This window comes from Spongiibacter sp. (genome assembly GCF_984394615.1).
In genome coordinates this window covers 1-25425 of sequence record NZ_CFHTQA010000004.1, presented here as the reverse complement: position 1 = coordinate 25425, position 25425 = coordinate 1, and the positions used below count along the sequence as shown (strand labels likewise).

Annotated in this window: 25 protein-coding genes; 12 read left to right on the top strand and 13 right to left on the bottom strand. The window is 56.0% G+C overall.

Going from position 1 to position 25425, the window contains the following annotated elements:
- Positions 1-31: 31 nt before the first annotated feature.
- Genes AC5DB9_RS02695 through gloB form a run of 10 tightly spaced genes read right to left on the bottom strand, consistent with a single transcriptional unit; the run spans position 32 to position 11473 of the window.
- Entirely contained in the window at positions 32-1165 is a 1134-nt protein-coding gene (locus AC5DB9_RS02695) for a methyltransferase (RefSeq protein WP_272993723.1), read from the bottom strand.
- Between the two features lie 5 nt (positions 1166-1170).
- Complete coding sequence (locus tag AC5DB9_RS02690) at positions 1171-2058, bottom strand: tyrosine-protein phosphatase (protein ID WP_272993720.1); 888 nt, start codon at positions 2056-2058, stop codon at positions 1171-1173.
- The gene (locus tag AC5DB9_RS02685; protein ID WP_022957194.1) at positions 2055-3167 is read right to left on the bottom strand and encodes an AraC family transcriptional regulator; all 1113 of its coding nucleotides are present in this window, start codon (positions 3165-3167) and stop codon (positions 2055-2057) included. The genes AC5DB9_RS02690 and AC5DB9_RS02685 overlap by 4 nt, the downstream gene beginning before the upstream one ends.
- Before the next feature lie 32 nt (positions 3168-3199).
- A complete protein-coding gene (locus AC5DB9_RS02680) occupies positions 3200-4186 on the bottom strand; it encodes an ABC transporter ATP-binding protein (protein WP_272993715.1) in 987 nt (328 codons plus the stop codon).
- Entirely contained in the window at positions 4179-5174 is a 996-nt protein-coding gene (locus AC5DB9_RS02675) for an ABC transporter ATP-binding protein (protein WP_272993712.1), read from the bottom strand. The genes AC5DB9_RS02680 and AC5DB9_RS02675 overlap by 8 nt, the downstream gene beginning before the upstream one ends.
- Positions 5171-7006, bottom strand: coding sequence for an extracellular solute-binding protein (locus tag AC5DB9_RS02670; RefSeq protein WP_272993709.1), 1836 nt, complete (start codon positions 7004-7006; stop codon positions 5171-5173). Before AC5DB9_RS02670 ends, AC5DB9_RS02675 begins: the two co-directional genes overlap by 4 nt.
- Positions 6999-8048 carry an ABC transporter permease gene (locus AC5DB9_RS02665; RefSeq protein ID WP_272993707.1) on the bottom strand — a complete coding sequence of 350 codons (1050 nt, stop codon included), beginning with the start codon at positions 8046-8048 and terminating at the stop codon, positions 6999-7001. The genes AC5DB9_RS02670 and AC5DB9_RS02665 overlap by 8 nt, the downstream gene beginning before the upstream one ends.
- Complete coding sequence (locus tag AC5DB9_RS02660; protein ID WP_272993705.1) at positions 8048-9076, bottom strand: ABC transporter permease subunit; 1029 nt, start codon at positions 9074-9076, stop codon at positions 8048-8050. The genes AC5DB9_RS02665 and AC5DB9_RS02660 overlap by 1 nt, the downstream gene beginning before the upstream one ends.
- A gap of 28 nt (positions 9077-9104) precedes the next feature.
- Positions 9105-10697 (bottom strand): LysM peptidoglycan-binding domain-containing protein, encoded by a 1593-nt coding sequence (locus tag AC5DB9_RS02655; protein WP_272993702.1) that lies wholly within the window; start codon positions 10695-10697, stop codon positions 9105-9107.
- A 5-nt stretch (positions 10698-10702) separates the two neighbouring features.
- Positions 10703-11473, bottom strand: coding sequence for a hydroxyacylglutathione hydrolase (gene gloB, locus AC5DB9_RS02650; protein ID WP_272993700.1), 771 nt, complete (start codon positions 11471-11473; stop codon positions 10703-10705).
- Between the two features lie 92 nt (positions 11474-11565).
- Here gloB and AC5DB9_RS02645 point away from each other — a divergent pair, with 92 nt between their 5' ends.
- From AC5DB9_RS02645 to gspG, 8 genes are all read left to right on the top strand, one after another.
- Complete coding sequence (locus tag AC5DB9_RS02645) at positions 11566-12339, top strand: class I SAM-dependent methyltransferase (RefSeq protein WP_022957186.1); 774 nt, start codon at positions 11566-11568, stop codon at positions 12337-12339.
- Positions 12336-12782 carry a ribonuclease HI gene (gene rnhA, locus AC5DB9_RS02640; protein ID WP_022957185.1) on the top strand — a complete coding sequence of 149 codons (447 nt, stop codon included), beginning with the start codon at positions 12336-12338 and terminating at the stop codon, positions 12780-12782. The genes AC5DB9_RS02645 and rnhA overlap by 4 nt, the downstream gene beginning before the upstream one ends.
- Positions 12783-12784: 2 nt before the next feature.
- Positions 12785-13498, top strand: coding sequence for a DNA polymerase III subunit epsilon (gene dnaQ / locus AC5DB9_RS02635; RefSeq protein WP_272993696.1), 714 nt, complete (start codon positions 12785-12787; stop codon positions 13496-13498).
- A 168-nt stretch (positions 13499-13666) separates the two neighbouring features.
- Positions 13667-15409: a FimL-related protein gene (locus tag AC5DB9_RS02630; RefSeq protein ID WP_272993693.1), complete on the top strand. Its 1743-nt coding sequence runs from the start codon at positions 13667-13669 to the stop codon at positions 15407-15409.
- Entirely contained in the window at positions 15396-16043 is a 648-nt protein-coding gene (locus AC5DB9_RS02625; RefSeq protein ID WP_272993690.1) for a hypothetical protein, read from the top strand. Before AC5DB9_RS02630 ends, AC5DB9_RS02625 begins: the two co-directional genes overlap by 14 nt.
- 63 nt (positions 16044-16106) lie before the next feature.
- Entirely contained in the window at positions 16107-17141 is a 1035-nt protein-coding gene (gene sohB, locus AC5DB9_RS02620; RefSeq protein WP_022957181.1) for a protease SohB, read from the top strand.
- Between the two features lie 15 nt (positions 17142-17156).
- Positions 17157-18149: a YhdH/YhfP family quinone oxidoreductase gene (locus tag AC5DB9_RS02615; protein WP_272993687.1), complete on the top strand. Its 993-nt coding sequence runs from the start codon at positions 17157-17159 to the stop codon at positions 18147-18149.
- The gene (gspG, locus tag AC5DB9_RS02610) at positions 18150-18614 is read left to right on the top strand and encodes a type II secretion system major pseudopilin GspG (RefSeq protein WP_272993685.1); all 465 of its coding nucleotides are present in this window, start codon (positions 18150-18152) and stop codon (positions 18612-18614) included.
- A 142-nt stretch (positions 18615-18756) separates the two neighbouring features.
- Here the strand turns inward: gspG and AC5DB9_RS02605 are convergent, their stop codons facing one another.
- Complete coding sequence (locus AC5DB9_RS02605; protein ID WP_272993682.1) at positions 18757-19173, bottom strand: hypothetical protein; 417 nt, start codon at positions 19171-19173, stop codon at positions 18757-18759.
- Positions 19174-19288: 115 nt separating this feature from the next.
- Entirely contained in the window at positions 19289-21295 is a 2007-nt protein-coding gene (locus tag AC5DB9_RS02600) for a fibronectin type III domain-containing protein (protein ID WP_483374820.1), read from the bottom strand.
- A gap of 220 nt (positions 21296-21515) precedes the next feature.
- Between AC5DB9_RS02600 and rrtA the strand changes: the two genes are divergently transcribed.
- The 3 genes from rrtA (at position 21516) to AC5DB9_RS02585 (ending at position 23548) form a co-directional block, all read left to right on the top strand.
- On the top strand, positions 21516-22115 hold the full coding sequence (gene rrtA, locus AC5DB9_RS02595) for a rhombosortase (protein WP_272993677.1): 600 nt from the start codon (positions 21516-21518) through the stop codon (positions 22113-22115).
- Between the two features lie 147 nt (positions 22116-22262).
- The gene (locus AC5DB9_RS02590) at positions 22263-23171 is read left to right on the top strand and encodes a LysR family transcriptional regulator (RefSeq protein ID WP_272993674.1); all 909 of its coding nucleotides are present in this window, start codon (positions 22263-22265) and stop codon (positions 23169-23171) included.
- A gap of 23 nt (positions 23172-23194) precedes the next feature.
- Positions 23195-23548: a response regulator transcription factor gene (locus tag AC5DB9_RS02585; RefSeq protein ID WP_272993672.1), complete on the top strand. Its 354-nt coding sequence runs from the start codon at positions 23195-23197 to the stop codon at positions 23546-23548.
- A gap of 404 nt (positions 23549-23952) precedes the next feature.
- On the opposite strand, the gene AC5DB9_RS02580 is transcribed toward AC5DB9_RS02585, so the two are convergent.
- Positions 23953-24267 carry a hypothetical protein gene (locus tag AC5DB9_RS02580; protein WP_272993671.1) on the bottom strand — a complete coding sequence of 105 codons (315 nt, stop codon included), beginning with the start codon at positions 24265-24267 and terminating at the stop codon, positions 23953-23955.
- Between the two features lie 571 nt (positions 24268-24838).
- On the opposite strand from AC5DB9_RS02580, the gene AC5DB9_RS02575 reads away from it, so the two are divergent.
- The gene (locus AC5DB9_RS02575; RefSeq protein ID WP_204996545.1) at positions 24839-25177 is read left to right on the top strand and encodes a hypothetical protein; all 339 of its coding nucleotides are present in this window, start codon (positions 24839-24841) and stop codon (positions 25175-25177) included.
- Positions 25178-25425 lie beyond the last annotated feature (248 nt).

The following is a 25425-nucleotide window of genomic DNA, read 5'->3' as shown; positions in this document are numbered from 1 at the left end:
TTTGGTTGGCGCTGTGCTCTAGTGCCGCGTGTCAGCGTGCCTCTTGCTCTACAAGTAATACCACGAATTTAGCGTCGGTATTGATGACCCGGCAATTACCGAAGCGCTTTTTCAGGCTGACGTGGTAATTAAGGTGGCGGTTACCCACCACGCAGAACTGTCCTCCGGGACGGAGGAATCGTTTGGCATCGGCAAACATCTGTTGGGCAATGTGGTCACCGAGCTGCTGTTCTTGATGGAAAGGCGGATTGCAGAGGATCAAATCAAAATGCTCATCACCGTAACACTGCAAGCAATCGCCGGCATGGAATGCGGCACGCTTTTCCTCAAAGCGGTTTTCCCGCCAATTCCGATGAGCGCTGGCCACAGCCATGTAGGACTCGTCAAAAAAATCGAGCTGAGCGTCGGGCCATTGTCGAGCCGCCATTAAGCCGAGCAGGCCATTGCCGCAGCCCAAATCGGCAACGCACGCGGGCGTATTGAGCTGCGGCAGGCTTGCGATCAGCAGGCGACTGCCTCGGTCCAGTTTCCCTCGCGAAAACACATTGCCGCGATTACCCAACTCAAGCTGGTAATCTTCGGCATAGAACGGTAGCCAGTCGTCATCAGGGGCGACGTTTTGCTTCACTTGATTGAGCCGTACGAGGCGGGCTTTTTTCCATGCCAGTGACGCGGCGGCGTCGCCGATGCTGTCGCTGATCACGGCCATTGTGGCGGCATCAAGGTATTTCGCCATAATGCCTGCGCAGAATGCATCGGCATTAGGCAGGAGGGGGGCTATATGCTGGAGTTGATAGCGCATCAGCGTGTGGTTGCGAGGCAGACGATAGATCACACGGTCGAAGTCGCCTTGTGGGATTTCAGTACTGCTCAACAATGTGGGCGCCTTGCGGCCGTTTACAGCACAATTTTCCTGAGTGGCCAGATGGCTGACCGCAGAGTCTGACCAAGCAAGGCAATCGTAGTCGGCCAGTGCGCAGGCCAGTGCGCCAAAACTGTCATTAACGATAAGCAGGCGGGCGCCGCTTGGCGGCGGGGATTCCGCCAGATGCTGCAGCAAGTAGTGATCGGCATTATCCCATCCCTGCAGTACTTCATTGCGGCGACGAGGTCTGCGCTGAAGTTGAATCTGCCCAAAAGGATTGTCAAAAACGGTATTGCTCAAGCGGCTTACAGCTCCTCAAGCAACATATCGCGAAGCTGTTCCCGTTGGAAACGGTCCAGAGCGAGGCCGTCTTGGAGGTAGGCTTCTATATCGCCGTAGCGCTCGGCAATTACTTCGAAGGCGGCATTGATATACTGAGGCTGCACATGGAACAGCGTGCGAATGACCGGCTCCTCAACTTTGAATACATCCATTTCCTGGATTTGGCGAATGATTTCGTCGATACGCGCCGCTGTGTAGTGATTGGTCGCGAGGTAGTCTTCCATCACCGTCTCCTCAGAGACGCCAAGGGCACGCAGCAACAAGGCAGCAGCCAACCCTGTTCGGTCTTTGCCTGCCGTGCAGTGGAATAACTGGGGATAGTGGTCGTCGCTGAGCAGCGAGTGTATCCAATTCCGGTAGGTGTCCGTGAAGTGCGTCACCATGGCGCGGTTGGCACTCATCAGAAACTCAACCATGTCCTCGGCGCTGACATTTTGCTCCTGCAGGCGAGCGGTCACGCGCTCGATCTGGGCGGCCTCAACATTAATGGGTAGTGGGTCGATCAGGATGCGACTTTCCGGGTGCAGGGTATGGGGCGCCGTATTGCGTTCTTCATCGGAGCGGAAATCGACAATGCGTTTAACTCCCAGTCGCTGAAGGTAGCGCTGATCCTGCTCGCTCAGTGAGGAAAGCTTGTCGGTACGATAAATCTTGCCCCAGCGGGTATAGCGGCCATCGCCGCTCAGATAGCCACCCAGGTCTCGGAAATTGTGGGCCTGCTCAAAGGGCAGTTTTCGCAGCGCAAGGCGCTCTTTGGGTGGTAGCTGCGCGGGTATCGGGCGTTCATCGGCACTAAGCTGGGAAAATGCCGATTGCAGGTGCAGGGTTTTCGCAATGTCGTGTTCGCTCATCCGGATTGCCTTTGATTATTTTGGGGTTTGGCTGACTGGCGGCTGGCGCGGTATTCCCCTGGTGTCATTCCCGTCCATTTTTTAAAGGAGCGGTGAAAGGCGCTGGGTTCGTCAAAGCCCAGCAGCGCTGAGACGGCGTTAATTTTTAGCTCTGGTTGGTTGAGCCAGCGCAGAGCGTGTTCTTTTCGCAGCTCATCTTTGAACTGCTGGTAGGTTGTTCCCAAATCCTTGAGGCGTCGACGCAGCGTCCGCACCGACATGCTCAGGTGTTCCGCCATGGTGACAACACTGGGAAATTCGTGGCTCAGGTCCGTGCCGACAATGCGCTTCATCTGTGAAAGCAGTGAGGTGTCATCATCATCCTGGGCAACCAACAGATGGTAGGGCGCGTCGCGTAGAAATTTACGCAACGACTCTTCGGTGTGGATCAGCGGGCAATCCAGACAGTGCTCTGCCAAGACAAAGGCGTTGTCACTACAGCCGTACTGAATTTCGCAGCTGAACAGCTGCTCGAAATACTCGGGATTCTCAGGTTTGCTGGCTTGCATACGTATCGCGACGAGATCCAGCGGCTTGCCGATTAACCACTGACAAAAGCGGCGCCAAATCGCCATGGTGTGGGCCATGGTGTAACGCTGCTCATCGGTATCGTCACTCTCTGCCAGCTCCATGTCGGCGGGAAAGCGATACAGCCCGGTCCCATCGCCGAGCCGCTCAACCGGCCGTTTGGACGCGCTGGGCAGTTCTCTCAATGTGCGACAGAAAATAATGAATTCCGATGCCCTGCGCAGTGCCTGCTCAAGCGTTTCGCAGTGAATAATAAACAGCGACAACATGCGGAAGCTGCCTGCCGGCGTTTTTTGCCGCAGCCCCAAACCAAAGGATTCGTCTTGCAGCAATGACATGACCCGCCGGTAAATAACCGAGTAATAACGCGCGTCGATAGGGGCTTCAAGGTCCGCATTATCAGCCAGTGGGTCGATGGGTAACTGCAGTGAACGCAATATCTCCGCGCTGTTGTACCCCTGCGCCTCAGCCACCTGCAACATGCTGCGGGCATATTTCAGCGGCACGGGGTCTCGTTTTGCATGGAGGTTACTGCTGCGCACGGTGTCTTCCCACGGCGGTTTAATCGCCCAGTTTACGGCAATTGGGGAGAAATTTCCCGCCAGAAATGACAGGCAACGGCGCGTGAATGAAGGCTTTCCGACTCAAGCCGTGGCGCCGTTTCCTCGCATTTGGGGCGGCGGTGTGGACATCGCCCGGCAAACCGGCATCCGGTGGGCATGTCCATGGGAGAGGGCATGTCTCCCTCCAGCGCCACCACGGGCAGCTGTTCGGCTCCCAACTGTGGAACCGCGGCCAGCAGTGCTTGGGTATACGGATGGGCGGGATGCTGACGAACGGCCTGAGCCTCGCCGATTTCCACGATCTCGCCGAGATACATGACGGCAATACGATCGCTGACGTGCTGTACCACGGAGATATCGTGGGAGATAAACAGCATGCTGAGCCCCAGCTCCCGTTGTATTTCCAGTAGCAGATTCAGGATTTGTGCCTGCACCGACACATCCAGGGCCGAGACCGCTTCATCACAGATCAGCAGTTTCGGTTGCAGGGCGATAGCTCTGGCGATGCCAATACGCTGGCGTTGGCCACCACTGAATTCATGTGGATATTTATCTTGGGCGGACTGCGGAAGTCCAACCTGCTCCAGCAATGCGGCGACTCGCTTTTGCCGGCTTGCGCGATCGCCTTCCCGATGAATAATCAGCGGCTCTTCGAGGATGGCGCCTACTGTGTGACGGGCATTCAGCGATTCAAACGGGTCCTGGAAAATCATCTGCATGTTGCGGCGCAAAGGCCGCATTTGCCGGTCACTCAGCGCACTGATCGGCTGCCCATGCATGCGAACCTCTCCGCTGCTCGGGCGGTAAAGGTTTAGTAGCGCCTTGCCCAGGCTGCTTTTGCCACAGCCGGATTCTCCGACCAGTCCCAACGTTTCGCCGGGGGCGATATCAAAACTTACGCCATCGACGGCGCGCAACGCCGGACCGCGACGGAACAGGCGGCGCGCAGGGTAAAAGTGCAAGGCGAGGTCACGCACCTGCAGCAGTGGCTCAGTCATTCAGTCGCCTCCAGTGGTGACAAGCGACTTCACCGCCAGCGCTATCCCTCTCGATAGGGGGTAGCTGCTGGCAGCGGTCATCTGCATAAGCACAGCGGTTCGCAAAACGACAGCCCGGCGGCATGGCATCAATGCTCGGCACTTGCCCCGGCATGGCAGTCAGCAAGGTCTTCGGGGCTGTCGCTGAAGCGGGCAGGGCTGCCAGCAACCCCCGGGTATAGGGGTGTTTGGGAGACTTGAACAGCGCTTTGGCGCGGTTCTGCTCCAGGATTTTTCCGGCATACATCACCGCGACCCGATCGGCGAGCTGGGAAACCAGCGCAAGGTCGTGGGTGATAAACAGCATTGCCATGCCCCGTTCGTCCTGCAGTTTTTTCAGCAATTGCAGAATCTGCGCTTGAATAGTGACGTCCAGCGCTGTGGTAGGTTCGTCAGCAATCAGCACTTCCGGCTCGGCAGCAAGGGCCATCGCGATCATCACCCGCTGACGCATACCGCCGGAGAGCTGGTGAGGGTAGGCTATCAGCCGGGCTTCAGGAGCTGGCAGCCCCACATCTTTCAGCAGTTCAAGGCAGCGGTCTCTACGGGCACGCCGCGCCAATTCCGGTCGGTGCAGGCGCAACACCTCGTCGATTTGCTTGCCGATAGGCTGAACGGGGTTCAAGGCAGTCATGGGGTCTTGGAAGATCACCCCGATACGATGACTGCGAAGTTTACGGAACTGTTTTTTCCCAAGACGGTGAACGGCCTGACCCGCGAGAATAATCTCGCCGCTGTGGAGGCGAACCTGGGGCTGGGGAAGGAGATGGAGCAGTGACATCGCGGTAAGGCTTTTGCCGCAGCCGGATTCGCCCACCAGAGCCAGGGTTTCACCCGCCGCAATACGAAACGAAATATCGCTGACCATCAGGCGCTCATTGCCCTGCTCATCGCGAATGGCGATGCTCAGCTCGCGGACTTCAATAGCGGGATGAGGAACGCTTGTCATGGTGTCTGTGCCCACTGCTTGTTGACAATCATCAGCGGTGGCAAGCCCCGGTGTTCGTCTTTTGCCGTCTCGATAGCCTGTTTTTCCCGCTCATCAATCCAGAACAGACCGCCGTTGCTGCCCATCGGGTCAAACAGGCTTTCGCTGGTCCGCGTACCGTGGAAGGCAGGCAGCTTGAGCCAGCGCCAGAATGCCTCACGGGTATAGGGCACTTTGAAGGTGGGGATAAACGAACCTTGATCGAAAATGAGCTGTTCGAGTTCGTGAGCAAGCTGCACACGGTCTGCCTTTTTCGTCGCGTTACGGTAGGCGTCTATTTTCTCGTCTATTACGGGGTTGTCGGTGTTCGTGACATTGTTCGTCTGAGGCTTATGGGCATTATCGGAGTGGTAGAATTGCCAGTAACGCGGCGACAGCCCGCCTCCCGACCAGCCCATCCAGGCGGCTTGGTGTTTGTTCTCCATAATTTGCTTGAAGGCCGCCGATGGGTCCAGGAGCTGTAGCTCGAATTCAATACCGGCTTTGCGTGCTTCCTGGGAGAGGATCACCAGGCGATCATTGTGACCGCTGTTGTAATAGGTAATGCGCAAGCTCAAACGCTGACCTTCTTTCACACGGATGCCATCCGGGCCGCGTTTCGTCCAACCGGCTTCGTCCAGCAGCGCATTGGCTTTCTTCAGGTCGAAAGGTCTGGCGTGAATATTCGGGTTGCTGTAGTCGCCATAACCGTCGTGGGTACGCTGCAGGCGTTCATAGTCACCGCGAAGCACCGTGTTGATGACTTTGTCGATATTCAGGGCATGGGCTATCGCATACCGCACGTTTCGATCTTTCAGCAGGGGGGCATCCTCGTTCAGGAATAGCCCACTGATTGGCTGGGGGACCTCATTGTAGAACTTGATTTTGCCCGCATAGCCCATGTCGTAGATTTTTCCCTGCGCCTTTTTGTGCCAAAGCCGGGGCATGAGGAGCGGGAAGCTGTCCAGTTCGCCTTTGCGGAAATATTGATAGGCGATGTTCAGATCGCGTATCAGCTTTACGCGAATATAGTCGGGATTGAAGCGGTGCTGGAAATAGCGCTTGTCGTTAGCCCACCAGTCACTTTTGCGCCGAAACTCAATGTACTTGCCTTTGCGAATACGGTCGATGGTGTAGGGGCCGGTATTCGGCGCGATTTTCCAGTTGTAGTCACGCACCCAACTTTCATCGAGCTGGTGAAAATGCGCGGGAACAGGGGAGATGCTGTATTCGAAAAGCATTTCATCGCGCGGTTTCGCCACTGCACCTAGGACGCCAATAGTGTGGTCGTCGTACTTGACGACATCGCGAATGACTTCGCTGTAGTAGTTGTTATACCAGGGCGCAAGTATGTGCTTTGATCGCATGAACGCGAGTGCAAATACGAAGTCCTCAGCGGTGACGGGCTGTCCATCAGACCAGCGGGCATCGGGGTCAAGGCGATAGAAAATGCTGTGACCATCGTCGCCGAACGCCCAGTGAGTGGCCAGCTCCGGAATGGGATTCAGTGTATTGGGGTGGACGCCGACCAAGCCTAAATTATTGGCGCGCATATAGCTCGCAAAACTGCCGTTGGAGTCGGGCCCGACAAGGCGCAGCGTCAGCGGAAAGGTGGTAACGAAGGTGCGGAAGCGGCCACCGCGTTTGGCCTCAGGGCTGGCAAACGTCGGATCACTGTTGTTGGTTTCCCACGTCAACGTTGGCGGTAATTCTGCGGGCAGCGCTGTTGCGCTGCCGTCTGCATGCAGCGTCAAGGAGTTCAGCAGCAGGCCGATAACGATCAGCCGCAGGCAGTTTCGAGCGGCCTTAGTCATAGTAGCTGAAGGTCCTGGGGTCATAGGCGTCACGGATGGCTTCACCCACGTAGGCCACCAACATCAGAATCAATGTCATCGCGAGAACGACGGAGCTGACAATCCACATGGATTCCAAGTTTTCCGTTCCCTGTTTCAGCAGTTCGCCCCAGCTCGGCGTCGGCGCAGGCAGACCGAAGCCCAAGTAGTCCAGCGCTGTCAGCGCGGTAATCCCGGACGCCACAGAAAAAGGGACGAAGGTCACCAGTGTCGAAACGCTATTGGGCAGAATATGCCGGAACACAATGCGTGAGCCGGAGGCGCCAAGCGCTCGCGCGGCCATCACATAATCCCGTGCCACCTCTTTGTAGGTGGCGGTACGCATATACCAGGTCATGCCGGTCCAACCGAAAAACGCCATGATGAAAAGCAGCGTCCAGAACCCGGGGGTGATGACCGAGGCAACAATCATGATGACGTAGAGAAACGGCACATTCGACCAGATTTCGATCAGGCGCTGAAATATCAGGTCAAAGGCACCGCCCCAGTAGCCCATCATGCAACCAATGGCGACACCGATGGCATAGTTGAACAGCAGCAAAATCAAGGAGAACAGCATGGCGGTACGGAAGCCGTAAATCAGTCTGGCGAGAACATCACGTCCGCTGGTGTCAGTGCCCAAATAGTGGCCGGTAGCCAGAGAGGGCGCATTCGGCGGGAAATCTCCATCTATCAAGTCGTTTTCCAGCGGCCCGAAGGGCACCGGCGGCATAAGCACCCAATTACCTTGCTTCTGATCGGCAAAGTGGCGCTGCAGATCCCGATAGTTGGCTTCGTAATCGTAGTCCTGCCCAAAATCTCTGCCGCTGTACTGGGCAGACAGCGTGGGAAAATAAAGCTCGCCATCGTAGGCAACAATGAGGGCGCGGTTGTTAGCAATAAACTCCGCCGCAAAGCTCAGTGTGGTCAGTATCAGCAGCAACCAGGCAGAGACATAGCCTCGACGTGACTGCTTGAATCGCCGCCAGCGCTTTTTGGCAATCGGGTTGCTCAGCAGTGCCATCAATGGCGTCCTCCGCCGAAGCGAATACGGGGGTCGACCAGCGCAACACAGAGGTCAGACAGAATGTTGCCAACCAGGTACAGCAGCGAGGAGATCACCAGAATCCCCATGACAATGGGATAGTCGCGCTCAATGACGGCCTCGTAGCCCAGCAGGCCAATTCCATCAATATTGAAGATGGTCTCTACCAGGAAAGACCCGCCGATGAGCAGCGAAATATTGTTGCCGAACGAGGTGGCAATCGGAATGAGGCTGTTACGCAAGGCGTGGCGCCGTACACTCTGGCCGACGCTCAGTCCCTTGGCCGCTGCCGTGCGCATATAGTCGGCGGAAAGGTTGTCCATCAGCGCATTTTTCATCATCAGCGTGGTTACGGCGAAACTGCCGGCCAGGTAGGCGATTAGCGGCAAGACCGCGTGGTGAAAAATATCCTTTGCCTTGCCCAAGGTTGATAAATCATCGTAATCATCCGACACAAAGCCGCCGAGGGGAAACCAGTCGTAATACCCGGCAAACAGGGAAATCAGCGCGATGCCGATTACATAACTGGGCAGCGCGTAGCCGAGGAATACCACGGCGGACGACAGACTGTCGAAGCGGCTTCCATGGTAGATGCCTTTCATTAGCCCAAGGGGAATACAGACGAGGTAGGTGAGGATCAGCGTGGTAACGCCGTAGAATATCGACACCGGGAAACGTTCGCGAATAATCTCCCAGACCGGGTCCTGATAGCGAGTGGACAGGCCAAGATCGAAGGCGGCCACCTTCTTCAGCCAAAGGGCATAGCTGGTGAGCAGCGGCTGATCAAAGCCGTAGTAGCGCTCCAGCTCTGCCAATTGCTCGTCAGACAGCGTACCGCCGCCTTCGCTGCGGTGGAGGCTGCCAGCTTCGCCGCCGAGCTGGGCTTGGGTCATCATGCGCTCAATAGGACCACCGGGCACCACGCGGGTAATGCTGAATACCAGCAAGGTGATGCCGAGAAAGGTCGGTATGATCAGCAATATTCGGCGCAGAAAATAGCCGGCCATGAAAAGCGTCCTGACAGGGCGGGTTTCGTTAGAGGTCGGCGCGCGTTACGTCGACGTACAGCGTCAGCGACTGACCGGGCTGTAGATAACTGCTGCGGCCAATCCCATTCCACTCAAGAATATCAGCAACTTTGAGTTTAAAGCGACTGGCAATCGCCGAGAGTGAGTCACCGTTGCGCACTTTGTAACCCACCTTGCGAACAATGCCGCTGGGCGCCGATGCATTGGTCCAAATGGAGAGTTGTTGGCCGGGTTTAATCAGGGCGCCCTGATCCAGTCGGTTCCAGCGAATCAGTTGATTGACGCTTACGGAGTGGATCTTGGCGATTTCGCTCAGGGTGTCACCGCGGCGAACCGTGTACTTGCGTTGCTGACGGCCGCTGCTGGCGACGCCGCGATTCAGGTTGTCGAGGGGCGCCGACTGGCTGCCACCGGGAATCAGCAGTTCCTGCCCAATGCGCAGCATATCGCTGTTCAGTTCGTTAAATCGACGAATACTGGCAATGTCGACATGGTGGCGCTTCGCGATGCTGATCAAATTGTCGCCTTTGGCAACCTTGTAGCGGGTCCAACGCACGCGCTGCTTTTCTGGCAGGGCGGCCAGCTGGGTCTGAAATTGCGCGGCATTGCTGGTGGGAATAAGCAGGTAATGGGGGCCATCGGGGGCCGTCACCCAGCGATTGAATCCGGGGTTGTAGCGGTAGAGCTCTTCGACAGTGATGCCCGCCAGACTCGCTGCTTTGGCAAGATCAATCTGTCCACCGGTATTGATCTTGGCAAAGCGTGGCGCGTCTTCCACATGAGGCAGGGTGATATTGTAGCTTGCCGGGTTTCTAAAAATCTTTACAAGTGCCAGCAGCTTTGGCACATAACGCTCTGTTTCTCTTGGCAAATCCAGCGACCAGAAGTCGGTGGGGCGGCCCTTTTTCTTGTTGCGTCGTATCGCCTTGTTCACGGTACCTGCGCCCGCATTATAGGCGGCCAGCGTCAGCATCCAATCGCCGTCGAAACGCTGGTTTAGCGAGCTTAAGTAGTCCAGTGCGGCGTCTGTGGCGACCAGAACGTCACGTCGGCCGTCGTACCACCAGTTCTGTTCGATACCGACATATTTTGCTGTGTTGGGAATGAACTGCCAGAGGCCTGCGGCGCGTCCGTGGGAATAGGCGAAGGGGTCGTAGGCACTTTCGACGAAAGGCAGCAGCGCGAGATCAACGGGCATGTCACGGGCTTCAAGCTGCTCAATAATATGGTAGATGTAGTGCCCGGCGCGGTCGCTGACCTTGGTCATGTAATGACCGTGTGTTGCGTACCAGTCTTCCAGTTTTTCCACCCGGGCGTGGCGGGCTATATCGGTAAAGCTGAGTTTGGCGGCGATTCGCTCCCAGACATCCTGATACTCGGGGAGCGATGGCTGGGGCTCCGGGGCCACGGCTTGGGTTTTACGGACAACCGTGAGCTGGCGATCGGCGGTGCAGGTGGCACAACTGGCGCGATAATCAACTGCCTGCTGGCGCGAGGGCTGACTGACACAGGCAGTCAGCAGTACGCCAAGTGAAATGATCAGGAGTCTCGGTGCACGGGCCAAGTTCACGCCCCAGGTCAATGTGTCGGTCGTTGTCATTATCTTCAACTATTATCTTTCCAGCCTCGCAGCGCGGCAAACACCTCAACCTGACTCAGCGTATCGCTTCCTTCGCGCTCGCAGATTCGCGCTCGCAGCGAGGGACTGTCGGTTCGTAAAAACGGGTTGCTCGCGCACTCTTGGGCAAGAGTGGATGGCAGTGTGATCTCTCCACGCTCACGCTTTTCGGTCACTACGCTATAACGGTCGCGCAGTGTGGCGTTTTCTGGCTCGGCTTTCAAGGCAAAGGCCAAGTTCGCCAAGGTGTACTCGTGGGCGCAGTATACACGGGTTGCCGCCGGAAGGTCCTGAAGGCGCTGGAGGGAGCGCAGCATCTGTTCGGGGCTGCCTTCAAACAGCCGGCCGCAGCCCCCGGCAAAGAGCGTGTCGCCACAAAATAACTGGCCGGTTTCTGCCTGATAGTAAGCCAGGTGATCCAGTGTGTGGCCCGGAACGGCGATGACCTGATAGCTGTGGTCGAACAGCGTGACCGTATCGCCATCCTTGACCGCCTGGGTGATGGCCGGGGAGGCGGTGGCGGGCCCAATGACAGTGGCAGTCGGCCACTCAGACAGCAATTCCGCGATGCCGTTGACGTGGTCGTAGTGATGATGCGTTACCAGAATTGCGGTAAGCTCAAAGCCAGACTCGCGCAAAAAGCGCTGTGCCGGAGCAGCATCACCGGGATCGACAAGCACGGCGTTTTGGTCGCGGTGAATGCACCAGATGTAATTGTCGTCGAACGCCGGAATCGGCGTCACAGACAGAGCGTCCATAAATTGCTACCTCGTTTGGCTCAGGTTAAACAGTTATCTCTTGCCAGACAAGCTCTCAGGCAGTGATCACAGGGGCGCGACAGAGGTGAACAATGGCTAAATGGCGTACACAACACTCCCCTGAAATTCTGCTTCCCGCGTTGCGGGAATGGTTTCGGAGTCCAGTCGGCTGCACCGTCTTGCAGGAAGAGCAGGCATTGATTAATGCCGCGCTGGATGACTGCAGCACCGAACGCAGGAACCTGCTCAAACTCAGCATGATTCCCGAGCGGTTTCAGGTTGATGACCGACTTTGTCATCGCCCGATTCACCTCGGCAGTATCGGTCAGTATGGCTTTAGCCAGGTTCTCGACGCCGTCTGCGAATTTGACCAGTTGCCCATTGCCAATGAATCGGTGGATATGGTCGTCCTTCATCACTTGTTGGAGTTCGTCAATAATCCGCACACCGTTCTCAGAGAGGTTGAGCGCCTCATTGTTCCCCATGGGAAGCTGGTGATTTGTGGTATCAACCCCTGGTCGCCGCTGGCGTTGCGAGGAATGATGGGGCGCGTCAAGCGCAGCGCCATGTGGCAGCATCACAGCCTCACGCTCAACCGGCTCAATGACTGGCTGTCGCTGCTTGGCTTTGAACAGGCGGACTTGCGCTACACCTTTCACCGGCTGCCGATCAATACGCCAAGCTTCTTTATGAACCACCGGAGCCTGTCGTCAAAGCTGCCGATGGGTGGTGTTTTTGTGCTGAGCGCGACAAAATACCGCGCGCCGCTGACGCCGTCTGCCAACCTGCGTCGGCGTTCCAATATCATCCCGCACCCGGCCATGCTCGGTGCAACGCGCAATCTCAGAGAAAAACCTCAGGAATGACAAAAGCAAGTAAAGTGGAAATCTTCACCGACGGTGCCTGCCGCGGCAACCCCGGCCCCGGCGGCTGGGGAGCGTTGCTGCGCAGCGGCACCACGGAAAAGCCGCTGTATGGCGGCGAGCCGGATACAACCAATAATCGCATGGAGCTGACGGCAGCCATTGAAGCGCTGCGCGCTCTGAAACGCCCCTGCAAAGTTGCCCTGACGACCGACTCCCAATATGTGCGCAAAGGCATTACGGAGTGGCTGCCCAACTGGAAAAAGCGCAATTGGAAGACGGCAGCCAAAGCCCCGGTTAAGAACGCCGACCTGTGGCGAGCCTTGGACGAACTCGCTGCCAAGCATGACATTGAGTGGCATTGGGTAAAGGGCCACAGTGGTCACCGCGAGAACGAGCTGGCCGATGCTCTGGCCAATCGCGGTATTGATGAATTAAAGAGGTAATCATGCGGCAGATTGTTCTGGATACCGAAACCACGGGTATCGACCCCAACGACGGCCATCGAATTATCGAAATAGGCTGTGTCGAGCTGCTTAACCGCAAGCTCACCGGGCGCCATTTTCATGTGTATATCAACCCCGAGCGAGAAGTCGAGCAGGGGGCGATTGAAGTTCACGGCATCACCAATGAAATGCTGGCAGACAAGCCGGTATTCTCATCGATTGCCGATGAGTTCCTGGAGTTTGTACGCGGCGCCGAATTGGTCATTCACAACGCGCCCTTTGACGTGGGCTTCCTCGATATGGAACTGGGGCTGATGTCGGCCCAGCCTCGTATTCGCGAGATTTGCGGGGTTCTAGACACCCTCGTCATGGCGCGTCAGAAACATCCGGGACAGCGCAACAGCCTGGATGCCTTATGTCAGCGCTATTTCGTCGATAACTCCCAGCGCGATCTTCACGGGGCTCTGCTGGATGCGGAGATCCTCGCTGACGTCTATCTGGCGATGACCGGTGGTCAGACCAATCTGGCGCTGGCGGGTGAAGAAGACAGCAGCGCTGAGGGCAGTAGTGGCATTCGTCGACTTGCGGCTGAGCGTCAACCGCTGCGGGTGGTGCGTGCCAGCGATGTCGAACTGGCGGCCCATCAGGAGCAGCTGGATATTATTGACAAGGCCAGTGGCGGCCAGTGTTTATGGCGCTCCTCTCCGGAAGGGTGACAGCCAATACTCAAATGGACGCAGGCATTTACTGTGTCCCAGTAGGTATTTCGCATTGCAGAGACTGGGCAGCGTCGGCAAGACCTGCTAAAACTGCGCCATTGCAGCCGGAAAGGGTCGGCCTATCAAGGTGCCGGTCTGCGGCGGAATCAGGTGGGGCAATCACGCGTGTTAAAGCCAGTTGAAATAAAAACAGCCATCAACACCAGCTCCTTTGCGCTGGTGGATGCAGAACTGAATAATACGGTCCAGCAAGCGACCAATGTGTTTGAGACCTTTCTTGCAGAGCGACATGACCTGCAATTGCTCGAACATTGTGAAACAGATCTTCGGCAGATTGGCGGTACGCTGCGCTTGATTGAAGTGCGTGGCGCCGCGCTGATCGCCGATGAAATGCGAGCGCTCTGCCAAAGTATTCTTGCTAACACGCAGGAATTGCCCGAGGCACAGCTGAACGCTCTGAGTACGGCTTTTTTTGTTCTGCCCCGGTACCTGGAGTTCGTGCAGAGCCACGCAGAAGATATTCCCATTCTGGCCATTACTCACGCGAATGAACTTCGAGCGGCTCACCGCCAGTTGCTGCTGCCAGACAGCTATTTCCTGCCTGAAACCGGGTTTCTGTTCAGTCGCGACAGCCGCCTGGTATTGCGCAGTGAAAATCTGTCAGAGGCGGACTTTGAGGCCTTGCTGAAACGTGTTCGCCAAGCGTATCAGCGGGGCTTGCTCGGTGTACTGCGCGATGCCCAGGTCGAAATGCAGTTGACGCTGATCGCCCGTGCCTTGCGCAAGCTCTGCTCGGCGCTGACTGGCGGCCCCCAACAGCGTTTCTGGTTGCTGGCGACGGCGGTGATCGAGGCGTTTCTGAATAAGGGGCTGGAGCTCAACCCACGACGTAAGCGGGTATTGTCTGCTTTGGATGGACAGCTCCGGCGCCTGGCGGCAGGCAAACCGTCCGACGATGTGCTGGAAGCTGAACTGCTGTTCCTGCTCAGGCTTTCAGCGTGGCAAGAGGGGCTGGGCGGCAAGCTTCTGAGAGCCATTGGGGCGTCACCCTCAGAACTCGATGATGCTGAGCTGCAGCGCCTGCGCCAGCAGATGCTCGGGCTGAGTTATGACACCGTATCATCAGTATTGAATGAATTGCGCGGCGAGTTGCGTCACGCCAAGGATATTCTCGAACTCCTTGCGCAGCATGGCCGAAGTGATGACGAAGAAATTCGACCACTGAGCGAGTTGCTGCAGCAGGGCGCCGATGTGTTGCTGGTACTGAACCTGCCTTCCTTGTCGGAAGTGTTGAACACGCATTCGAAAGCCTTGCTGAGTTTTGTTGGTAAAGACCTGAGTCGCCACCGCAGTGAACTGGAGGAATTGGCGGAGACGCTGTTATTTATCGAGAGCAGTCTGGCGCAGATCGACCGCCGCAAGCTGAACTACGACGAGCTGAATGCGCTGAGTATCGACAAACGCGACAGCATCAGTGCCGATAATCAGGTCAGCGAAGCGACGGCGATTGTGCTGGACGAGGCAAAGAGCGCAATCAGTCTTGTTAAACGCGCGATTGCCGCCTATATCGACTCGGGCTTTGACGCCACCCATATCGCCAATACCCCGACAAGCCTCAATACCGTAAGAGGGGCATTCCAGATGCTGAAAATGCGCCGTCTTGCCGCTGTCGCGGTGTCGTCGGTGGCATTCATGCAAGCGTTTGTTGCGCGGGGAGATATCGATCCTACGCGGGATGCCCAGTCTCTCGAGACATTGGCAGACGCCATGATCAGCATGGAATACTACCTGGGCGAGATGGAGCGGCGACACCTGCCCGATGACAGTATTCTGGGTATTGCCGAAGAGGCCCTGCAACAACTGGGCTACCCCGTCGCCACGGCTGAGCCGGAATATGTGGCTTCCTGATCTTGATAGTCTGCTGCTGGCGCTGTGTGGTGTCAGCCTTGGCCTGACCCTGCTGCTACTCCTGCTGTTGCGACGGCGGCCGCTCGGTGCAACGCTTGCCTTACTCCTCGTCGCGCCACTGACGGGGGGCGTCGTGTTCCTCAGTCAGGATTTGCTGGCCTATCGCAACCTCGCGGAAGAGCAGCGTGTTGCCACGGTGTTTGTGGCCGAGGATCCGGCGAAGGGCTTTCTTATTCACGTCAATACCGACGATCAGCAGTTAGCGCTGGATGCGACAATGCACGGCGATGAGTGGCGATTGGATGCGCGGGTACTCCGCTGGGACGCGGCGCTGGGAAAGCTTGGACTCAATAATCTGGTGCGCCTGGAACGCCTGAGCAGCCGCTATCGTGATCCCGCTGATGAGGCGCAACAACTGCGCAGTGTTTATCCCTTGCAAGGGGGAGAATGGGTCGACTCATGGCAACTCTTGCGAGACCAGCCTTTTATCTGGGACTGGGTGGAAGTGGACTTCGGCAGCGGGGTATATGCGCCCCTGGTTGACGGTGCGCTTTATGGCGTCTACCTCGGGCGCAGTGGTATGTTTATCAAACCGGAAAACCCAATTGCCATCAACGCCTTGCAGCACTGGTGAGCTTGACCCAAACGGCCAGTCATAAGACTATGGCGATCCTTTTGCTTTTTCTCTGGAGCCACCTTGGACTTTTTGCTTGAGTACGGTCTGTTCTTCGCTAAAGCGATTACTGGCCTGGTTTTTATCCTTATTCTTATCAGCTTGATCAGCTCGTTGTCCCAGCGCAACAAGCGCGAAAACGAAGACGGGCACATAGAAGTCAGTCGGCTTCACGAACGTTTTGAAGACTGGCAGGACACCCTGAACTATGCGCTGATGAATGATGAGCAGTATAAAAAGCTGCGCAAGGAGCGGCGCAAGCACGAGAAAGCAGAGCGCAAAGGCAAACTGAAATCCGACAAGAAACGGCTGTTTGTTCTCGACTTCGACGGCGATATTCGAGCGTCAGAGGTCGAGTGTCTGCGCCATGAGATCAGCGCCATTCTGACGCTTGCAACGCCACAGGACGAAGTGTTGCTGCGCCTGGAAAGCCCCGGCGGACTGGTGCACAGCTATGGTTTGGCCGCATCACAATTGCAACGCCTGCGCGACAAGAATATCCCGCTGACCATTGCCATAGACCGCGTGGCCGCCAGTGGCGGCTATATGATGGCCTGTATCGGCAACCGCCTGTTGGCCGCGCCGTTCGCCGTTATCGGCTCCATTGGTGTGGTTGCCCAGCTTCCCAATTTCAATCGCCTGCTGAAAAAACACGATATCGATGTTGAGCTGCATACGGCTGGTCAGCATAAGCGCACACTCACGATGATCGGTGAGAACACGGAAGAAGGCAGGAAAAAGTTCATTGAAGAACTCGAAGACACCCATCAGTTGTTCAAAGAGTTTGTGGGAGAGCACCGTCCGCAGTTGGATATCGACGCCATCGCTACCGGGGAGGTCTGGTATGGCCGCCGGGCCGTCGACCAAGGTCTGATTGACGGCCTTTCAACCAGCGACGACTATTTGCTTGAAAAGCGCGATGAAGCAGATATTTATGCCGTTAAATTCAAATACAAGCGCAGTTTGCAAGAACGCTTGGGCCTGGCTGCTGAAGGGGCAGTTGATCGCGGGCTGTGGCGCGTTATCGATAAGCTGCGAAGCAGCCGCTTCCACGGCTGATTACGGGAGGGCGATATGTCATTCAAAGCCATTCAGGTTCGAGAAGAGCAGGGTAGCTACCGCGTAGAGTTGATTGATAAAAGTGACTTCCCCGAGCCCGAAGAGGGACAGGTGCGGGTTGCGGTTGCCTATTCATCGCTGAACTACAAAGATGCACTGTCTGCCGCCGGGAATAAGGGGGTTACCCGTAATTTCCCCCACACACCAGGCATTGATGCCGCAGGCGAGGTCGTGGCCTCTACCTGCGATAACGTTCAGGTGGGCGATAAGGTCATCGTTACCGGCTACGACCTCGGCATGAATACCGACGGCGGCTTGGCGGAACAAATTCAGGTTCCGGGAAGCTGGGTGCTGAAAATGCCTGAAGGCCTGGATGCTGCCGAAGCGATGGGCCTGGGGACGGCAGGTCTCACAGCGGGACTTTGTGTCGACAAATTGCAGCGCCAGTTAGGCGAACTTCAGGGTCTGCGCATCGCAGTGACCGGGGCCAGTGGCGGTGTCGGTTCTATCGCCGTCGCGCTGCTCAGTCATCTCGGCGCAAGAGTGACGGCGATCAGCGGCAAGGGGGAGCAATATCCCATGCTGAAGCAGCTTGGCGCGGATCAATGCTGTTCACCTGATTTGTTTGACGATGCGGCGAAAAAGGCGATGGTCAAACCCCAGTTTGATGCCGCTGTTGACACGCTTGGTGGTGAACCACTGAGTAATCTGCTGAAAATGATCTGCCCGGAAGGCGCTGTGGCCTGCTGCGGCATGGCTGCCGGCACCGATATCGAAAGCAGTGTATTCCCCTTTATACTCCGAGGTGTTTGTCTTCTCGGCGTCGATTCAGTGGAAATTTCCCCTGCCAGAAAAGCGGAAATTTGGCAGCGTTTTGCCGGTCCGTGGAAGTTATCATCCGACCAGTGGTCAAACCTTCTGACTGAAATTGAACTGGCAGCCGTTCCCGATCAACTGGCGCGGTTTCTTACCGTTTCGGTGTGCGGGAGAACCCGAGTCAAGCTGTAAATGTCCGAGTCTTACTGTGTCTGCGCGCGCCGCCAGGCGGGGATTACCCGTCGCGAGGTGATTTGGGTGCTCGTTATTGTTGCGGTGCTTGCTATCTATGTAAGTAGTTTGGTTAAGCACCGCGCGGAAGAGGCAATGCACCACCACGCCGCAGCAGATCTCGAACGTATCTCGCTAGCGCTACACCAATACAAACTGGACAATCTGCGCTACCCCAGCGCGGAGCAAGGCCTGAGCGCCTTGCTGCAGCCCCCTCAGACAGCCCCGCTGGCACCCAACTGGGCGGGGCCCTACTTGAGCCGGGCCAACCTGCTTGAAGATCCCTGGCAGCGACCCTATCGCTACGATAGCTCCGACGCGCCGCCTTCTTTCGAGCTGACAAGCTTTGGCTCGGACGGAGAAGCGGGTGGCAGCGGCATTGATCGCGATGTGTTGCTCCGTTTTCAAAGTGACGCCGACTACTAGCTCCCGCTAATCTGATCCCAGACGTCCCCAGCCTTTTTCTTTCATACGCATCGGCTTGATTCCACGAGGCGACACGGTTGCTAGCAAAGCAGCAACTACTTTATTGCCCTTGTCCCACGAACGCCGTAGCGCGGGCAAGGCGTTAGCGGGGCAGTGTGATTCCCTGAGATTGAAGCCAGGCTTCGTCCAAGGCCCATATAACGCGGTCGACGTCGGGGCTGGCGGTGACCAGTGTATGCGCTCTCGACTGGATGTCGGCAAGGCGTTGTTGAGCCGCAAAGAAACGCTCGTCGTTGACGGATATGCCGCTTAGCGCCGGCTCGATGACGCTGATAATCATCGGTACGGGGACGGACGCCGAGCGCGGGGATGTCATCGTCGCCACGCGATCTTTCAGGCGTAAAACGCGAAAGGTGTAGGGGTAGCTGCTGAGTTGTTCATCTTGTTTCAGCGTAGCATTCAGCGCCCTGACATCTGACGGCTCGAAAAATATGTTGAATACGATAAACCCGCCCAGCGCCACGAGCAGAGCCGCATAGATTTTCATTCCACGTGACATATCAACAACGCCTTTTGACAGGAAAGTCCTGAGCAATATTACGCGCTTGTCGGTCGCAGGGGGAAGTGTGCTGCCCAGGTGGGGCGGGACGCGCGCTACGACTAAGGCCCTAAGACTAAGGCCCGCGTCGGCGCGCCCATTGCATCATTGCCAAGCTGATAAGGAACCACAGTGACAGTGCGCCGCCACCCGATGCCGAGCGCGCCTGCGGTGACGGTGTCCCGGAATCTTGCTCATCGAGCGCACTCAAGGTCCAGACAGGAAAATCGCCAGAGCTCACCGTTTCCTCGCCGCGGCTGGCCGTGATGCGTAACCAGTACGGCGAGTCCGCCTCAAGATCGGTAATCGTAAAGTCATTCAGGCTCGGCAGGGCCTCAGTCGTCCCGTCGATCGCTATCTCGGTCGTGTAGTTGGGAAGTTGCTGGCTGAGTTCAATGCGGTACTGGGTATCGGGTTCCGCCAACCAGCGCAGCGTGAGGGAATTGCTAGTGCTAGGCACGATATCAATCATGCTGATAGTCAATTGTTCCAGCGGGGAGGCTGCGGTAGCCAACAAGAACCGACGCTCGCTCTCCACAAACGCCCGAACGTCGTCGCTAGGGAAGGGATACGTATTATCGGCCAGTTGAGGGTAGGACTGTTGGTCCAACTGCTGGGCAATCGCTTCCATCTGCTCGAGATGCCAAGCGGCCCAGTTCGACGACGCCAGGTTCAAACTGCGCGCAGCAAACACCGCGCCGGACATATGCCGCCAAATGTCCGCGGCGATTCGCTGTTTCAGCAATAGCGTCTCGATCGCTGTGTAATCGCTCGGCTGCAGCGCACTCCGTAACTGCTCCAGGGCCTCAAGATTTCGCCGCGCGAGGTCACTGGCTTCAAACTTTTCCTGCCCCAGCTCCTGCAGTGTCTGGCGGCCGGGTGAGAGCAGGGCGGCGGTAATCGGCGTGTAGGCGGGCTCCCACTGAGAGATGCTCTTGTCGATCATATTGCCCAGGGCATCGGTATTACTGGACGGGAGGTCGCTCCCTTTCTTGAACGCCCACTCCCCCTTGGCGTAGTACATTTTTCGACCAATCCAATAAGTGCGGCGCAGAATGTCGGCCAGCACGTGGTGCTCATCGCTGCCCACAGGGAGGTCGTACTGCGATTCCACGAAACGACGAAGAATCGTCTGCGCGCTCACACTGGGGTCGCGAACGAGCTGAGCCTGCGCAAACAGATTGGCTTCATTCAGGGTTTCCAGTGCTGAGTATTCGTAGCGGTCGACTCGGCACGTTGATCCAATAAAGCGGCCCTTGCCCGTGGCTTGACGCTGGGCGGCTTCGCGATAGCGCTGTACGAAGTACTCGATCGCAACAAAGGGAAGCGCTCCACGCCCCCAGTATTCCCCGGCGCAATCCAGCTCGAAAAACTGATCGTGATCGCCGACGTCGGCAATTAAGGGATTAAGCGGGTAATAGGGTTCGAAATCATTGGGTTCGGCTTTAGACATCACCACAATGGGCCGCTTGGTTTCCTGCAAGGCATTGCGAAGAATCGGTATCTCGTGTCCCTTGTGATAGAAGGTTCGCACATACACCTGCTTGCCGAACTCATCCATGACCACACGAGAAACCGCCTCGATGATGGCTTTGTAACGAGCCTTGGGCTGTGCAAACTCCAATGGCTTGCAGCTTGGAAGCACGTACTGCAACTCGCTCGGCGCGCTGCCGAAACTAATCATCACACCGTCTATTTCCGGCGCGGCTGTCAGGGCATCCCGGTAGGCCTGCATTTTTTCCTGCATCTGCTCACCGTCCAGGTCAAAGCAGTAAGAGAGCGTATCTGAGGTGTTAAGCTCCTGCATCCAGACAATCGCCTGGCCACCCTGACTATGGATGGCACTGGCCAGTGTCCGGACGCGATCTACGACCTCTGGTTCTGACTGGAACTGGTCGACGCGTGTGACAATGCGGTGAGAGAGCTGAACATGTGTCACGCCGAATTCTTGCATTCTGCTTATCGCCGATAAATTGTAGGCCATGTCGTCATGCGTCAGCGTCCAGCCGTGAAAGGGCAGTGGCGCGGTAGTGTCGGCATGGCTGGGGGCAATTAGAGAAAGGGCGATAAGCAGCCTGCACATCGTTATGACTGCGCGCAGAAACGTCATCCGGAGAGACCTCGTCATGTATATTGGGGCGGTGTGAAGCAGATCTCGGCGGCGACTCGCAAAGGGGCGTTCTACCGAGAACGCCGCTGTAGTCTGACGCGCATATGTGACACCTTAAGGTCACGCTGGGCAGTATTCGGTGTTTACTGAGGGCTCTGGAAATGAGCGCTAAAGGGCGCGTGTTGAGAAATGTGTGTTGAAAAATAACTGGCCATATCCGGCGCTGCTGGGAATCGCGGCCTTGCTGATAGTGCTGCAACTAGTAACAGAGAGCGGCGTAACCGAGTTGAGTTATCAACGCCAGGCCATTCTGGCCGCCATGCCGTGGCGGCTAATCAGCGGACACTTTGTTCACGCGAACCTCATACACATGGCGATGAATCTCGCTGCCTTGATATTACTCGCCGGTTTGATTCCCGACAAAAACAGGAATTACCTCCTGCCGGTCGTGATCGTCATAGCCCTGCTCTCAAGCGGATTTCTCCTGCTGATGGAGCCCCAGTTGGAGCATTATGTGGGCTTGTCCGGGGTGTTACATGGTTTAAGCGTGGTCATCGGCATCTGGCTGTGGCGCGAACATGCGATAAGCGGCCCAGTGCTGTTGTTGCTGCTCCTGACAAAAATCGTACTGGAACAAAGCGGACTGCTGGATACCCGCAGCACGGAATTGCTGATAGGCATGCGAGTCGCTACCGAGGCCCATTTATGGGGGGCGGTATCCGGCGTTACTCTGTGCGCGATGTCGGCACTTGCGCAGCGCCTCAGCCGAGCATTGGGGCGTGGAGGTGAGTAGGGTGATGGTCTGCCTAAGCAACAGGGGAGTGGGGCATTTCGGCATCTGCGGCGTGCAGGGTGATATCGCGCGTAACATTAGGATATTCTTGTTGTTATTCCGCAACACTCGTATAGATTAGCCTGCTGTATCGTTGAGTCGTATCGTATGCCCACACCGCACCTGCCTTCACTTAACCTGATTCGTGTTTTTGAAGTTGCCGCTCGCCGATTAAGCTTCAAAGATGCCGCAGACGAACTGTTTGTGTCGCCCCCGGCAGTCAGCCACCAGATCAAAGCGCTGGAAGAAAATCTGGGTGTGGCGCTGTTCAAACGGGAAAATCGCAAAATCTCCCTGACGGCAGAAGGCAAACGCTACTATCTGCACGTCAAACGCGGTCTGGACTTGATTGATACCGCAACACTGGCTGTACGCAAAGAGCGGAAAAAGCAGCGTTTTGTCATCAATACCCTGCCAAATATCGCAACACTGTTACTGTTTCCCAACATCCACGAGTTCCAGGCGAAATATCCAGAGCTAACAATCCAGATCGATTCCGATGTCTCGCGGGTCGATTTGGAGCAGTCGGAAACCACCGTCGCTATCCGTCACGAATGTGGCAATGAGCCCGAGCTTACCTACCATCCCCTGGTAGAAATCTCGTTGACGCCCATCTGCACACGGAGCTACCTCGCTGAACACCCCGGCTTGAGCGCCGGCGATTTCAGCGGCTGCCGGATCATTAAAATCGCCAACGACACTTACCAATGGCCACGATGGCAAACGCAGTGGGGCCTGCTTCCGGATATTGCGAATGAGCTGGTAGTCAGCACGGTGCAGGCGAGTATTGAGGCCGCGAAGAGCAACATCGGCGTCGCAATGGGCTACCTGCCCACGTCCTACCAATTCATGCGCAGCGACGATGAGTTGGTGCTGCCAATGGTCGAGAAAGTTACCCGACACGGTGAATGTTTTTTGACCTACAGCAACAAGCATCAGGGTGATCAAGTCATTCAGGACTTCCATCAGTGGGTAGCAGGCATCATCGCCAAAGAATGGTCGGATAAGATAATCTAATCTGAAAGCGCTGAATTATTCATTTGTCAGCCCCGTATTCACAGGGGAAGATACTCGGCAATCGCAACGAAAAAGTGATCGCCAAAATGCCCCTCGACAACGCTAATACCCCGTATTCCAGTGCAAAACCGCTGCCCCTCACGCCACGCGAACGCCAGGTGCTCCAAGAACTCGCGATGGGTAAGAGCAACAAGATGATTGCAAATATCTTATCTATCAGCATGTACACGGTAGACGGATACGTGAAAGAAATTTACCGAAAACTCGGGATTAGAAATCGTGCGATGGCGACACTGGTCGCCGTCCAGCACGGTGTACTTAACCTGAACCATCTGGATATGGCCGACTTTTCGCAAAACAACGCTGCAACTCAGTAAAGACACCCCAGCGCTGCAACATTTTTAGAGGGAACCTAATGCCCAAGTATACGAAGGCGGACGGGGCGTTTACGGCCGCAATAGTTAAATCAATAGTGGGGGTGTTTCGACATATAGAGCATAAAACTTCCATAGCATCACAACTTATTGATAATTATAATGAATATAACAGATAAACTCAGGCAGCGGCCTCTGTTATGTAACGTTTCTATTCCACTGTACGGCCAGTAGCTATCGATCCAACAAAGCTTGTCAATGAAATCATGGTTACTGTCAGCAATTCCGTATTAATTCCAAGTAAGGCAGATTCCAACTTGGCTCACCAGGGGGATTTCCGCGATGAGGGGTAGGCTAGGGCGGTAAAAGCGTTGCTATTAGCCACTTCTATCCTATCTGATATGAAACTATAGCGATTCCTGAAGTTGTTTAAACCGGCCCTGGATCACCGCCTTTTCCTGAAGAATCACCTTGTTCTCGTCCGTCAGAAACATCACTTTGTCTTGGGCAGTTTTCAATTCGGCTTTGACGGTCTCCATAGCTTGGGACAACACGGCCACTTGCTTATCGACATCTGCTTTCTGAGCGGTGAGCACTGCCATATTTTCCGTCAATTGGTCATTTTTATACTGGTATTCCCGGCACTTCGTCACGGCTTCTTCATGCTCGTGTTTCAGCTTCTGGATATCTTCTATCTTGCCGTTCAAGTCGCTGCGTAGCACCGCATTGGCCTGTTTTAATTCATCAGCATTGCGTTGTAACTGCGCATTAGCGTCAAATAGCTCTGTCGTTCTCGACTCTGCCTGAGCGAGCCGGTGTTGCAGATCCTGAATCTGATCCTTCAGCCCCTGGTTAACTGAACGGGATTGTTCGCGCTCCTGCTGGCGGTCTTCTGCTGTACGCTGCTGGTAATGTTCGAAATGGTCGCGGATATCACGATCCGTTCAATTTGCTGTCTAGTCAGGCGCTCTGCCCGCATCACAATGGCTGGGAAAATACTGGTGGCAGGCGGCCGATTTGCAAATTGACCCGGTAAAAAACCATCCAACCGACCGCTGGGACTTGACGATCTATAATAAATGAATCTGGATATTAGTCGCTAATCAAAGGAAAAACTCCAATGAATAGAGCTTATCCAGCACTCACGGACAACCGTTTCATGGTCTTGGTAAATGTCTTGGCGCTGAACGTAGCCCCCGAATGCGTAGAGGACTTTACAGGCAATTGCTGTGCCGCTAGACTTCCCTTCCTTTTTGTTTGGGCATAACTGGCGTGGTTAGACGCAGATTCATAATGGCAATGATGCTCCTGATGGCTTTGCAGTCGGTGGTGTCTGTTGCTGATATGGGTCAGTTTTACAATCCGGGAGTGGTTCACCATGATGCTGAGCTTTTAACTGAGTCCTCGGATATTGAGCCAGCCGACACGATCGGCAATCAGTCTCCCGCCGCGCCGGACGATTCCGGCGACTCATTCGTGCAATGTGATCTATGCCATGGGCACTGCCATATGCTATCGATGGGTTACCTGCCTGACGCTTTGGGCAATATGCCGGAGAAAAGCCTGACGGGTTACCGGGCCCGCTTTTCCTCTGTCGATCAATCCTCTCCTTTCCGCCCTCCTATCGTTTGATCCTGCGAGCACTTTCCCCAACCCGGGGAATTACTGTCATTTAGACTTGCGTAGGAGTAGTTTCATGTTTTTTGGAATGCCCATTAAAAATGGGCTGCGGGCAATACCGCGTCAATTTTTTAACACCTTGCTGTGTCTTCTCGTGCTAACCCTGGCGGGCACTGTTGCGTACGCCGAGCAGGTACCTCTCACGCTTGCCAATGCCCTCTCGCGGACCGTGGCGCAGAACCCCACCCTGCAGGTTTTCG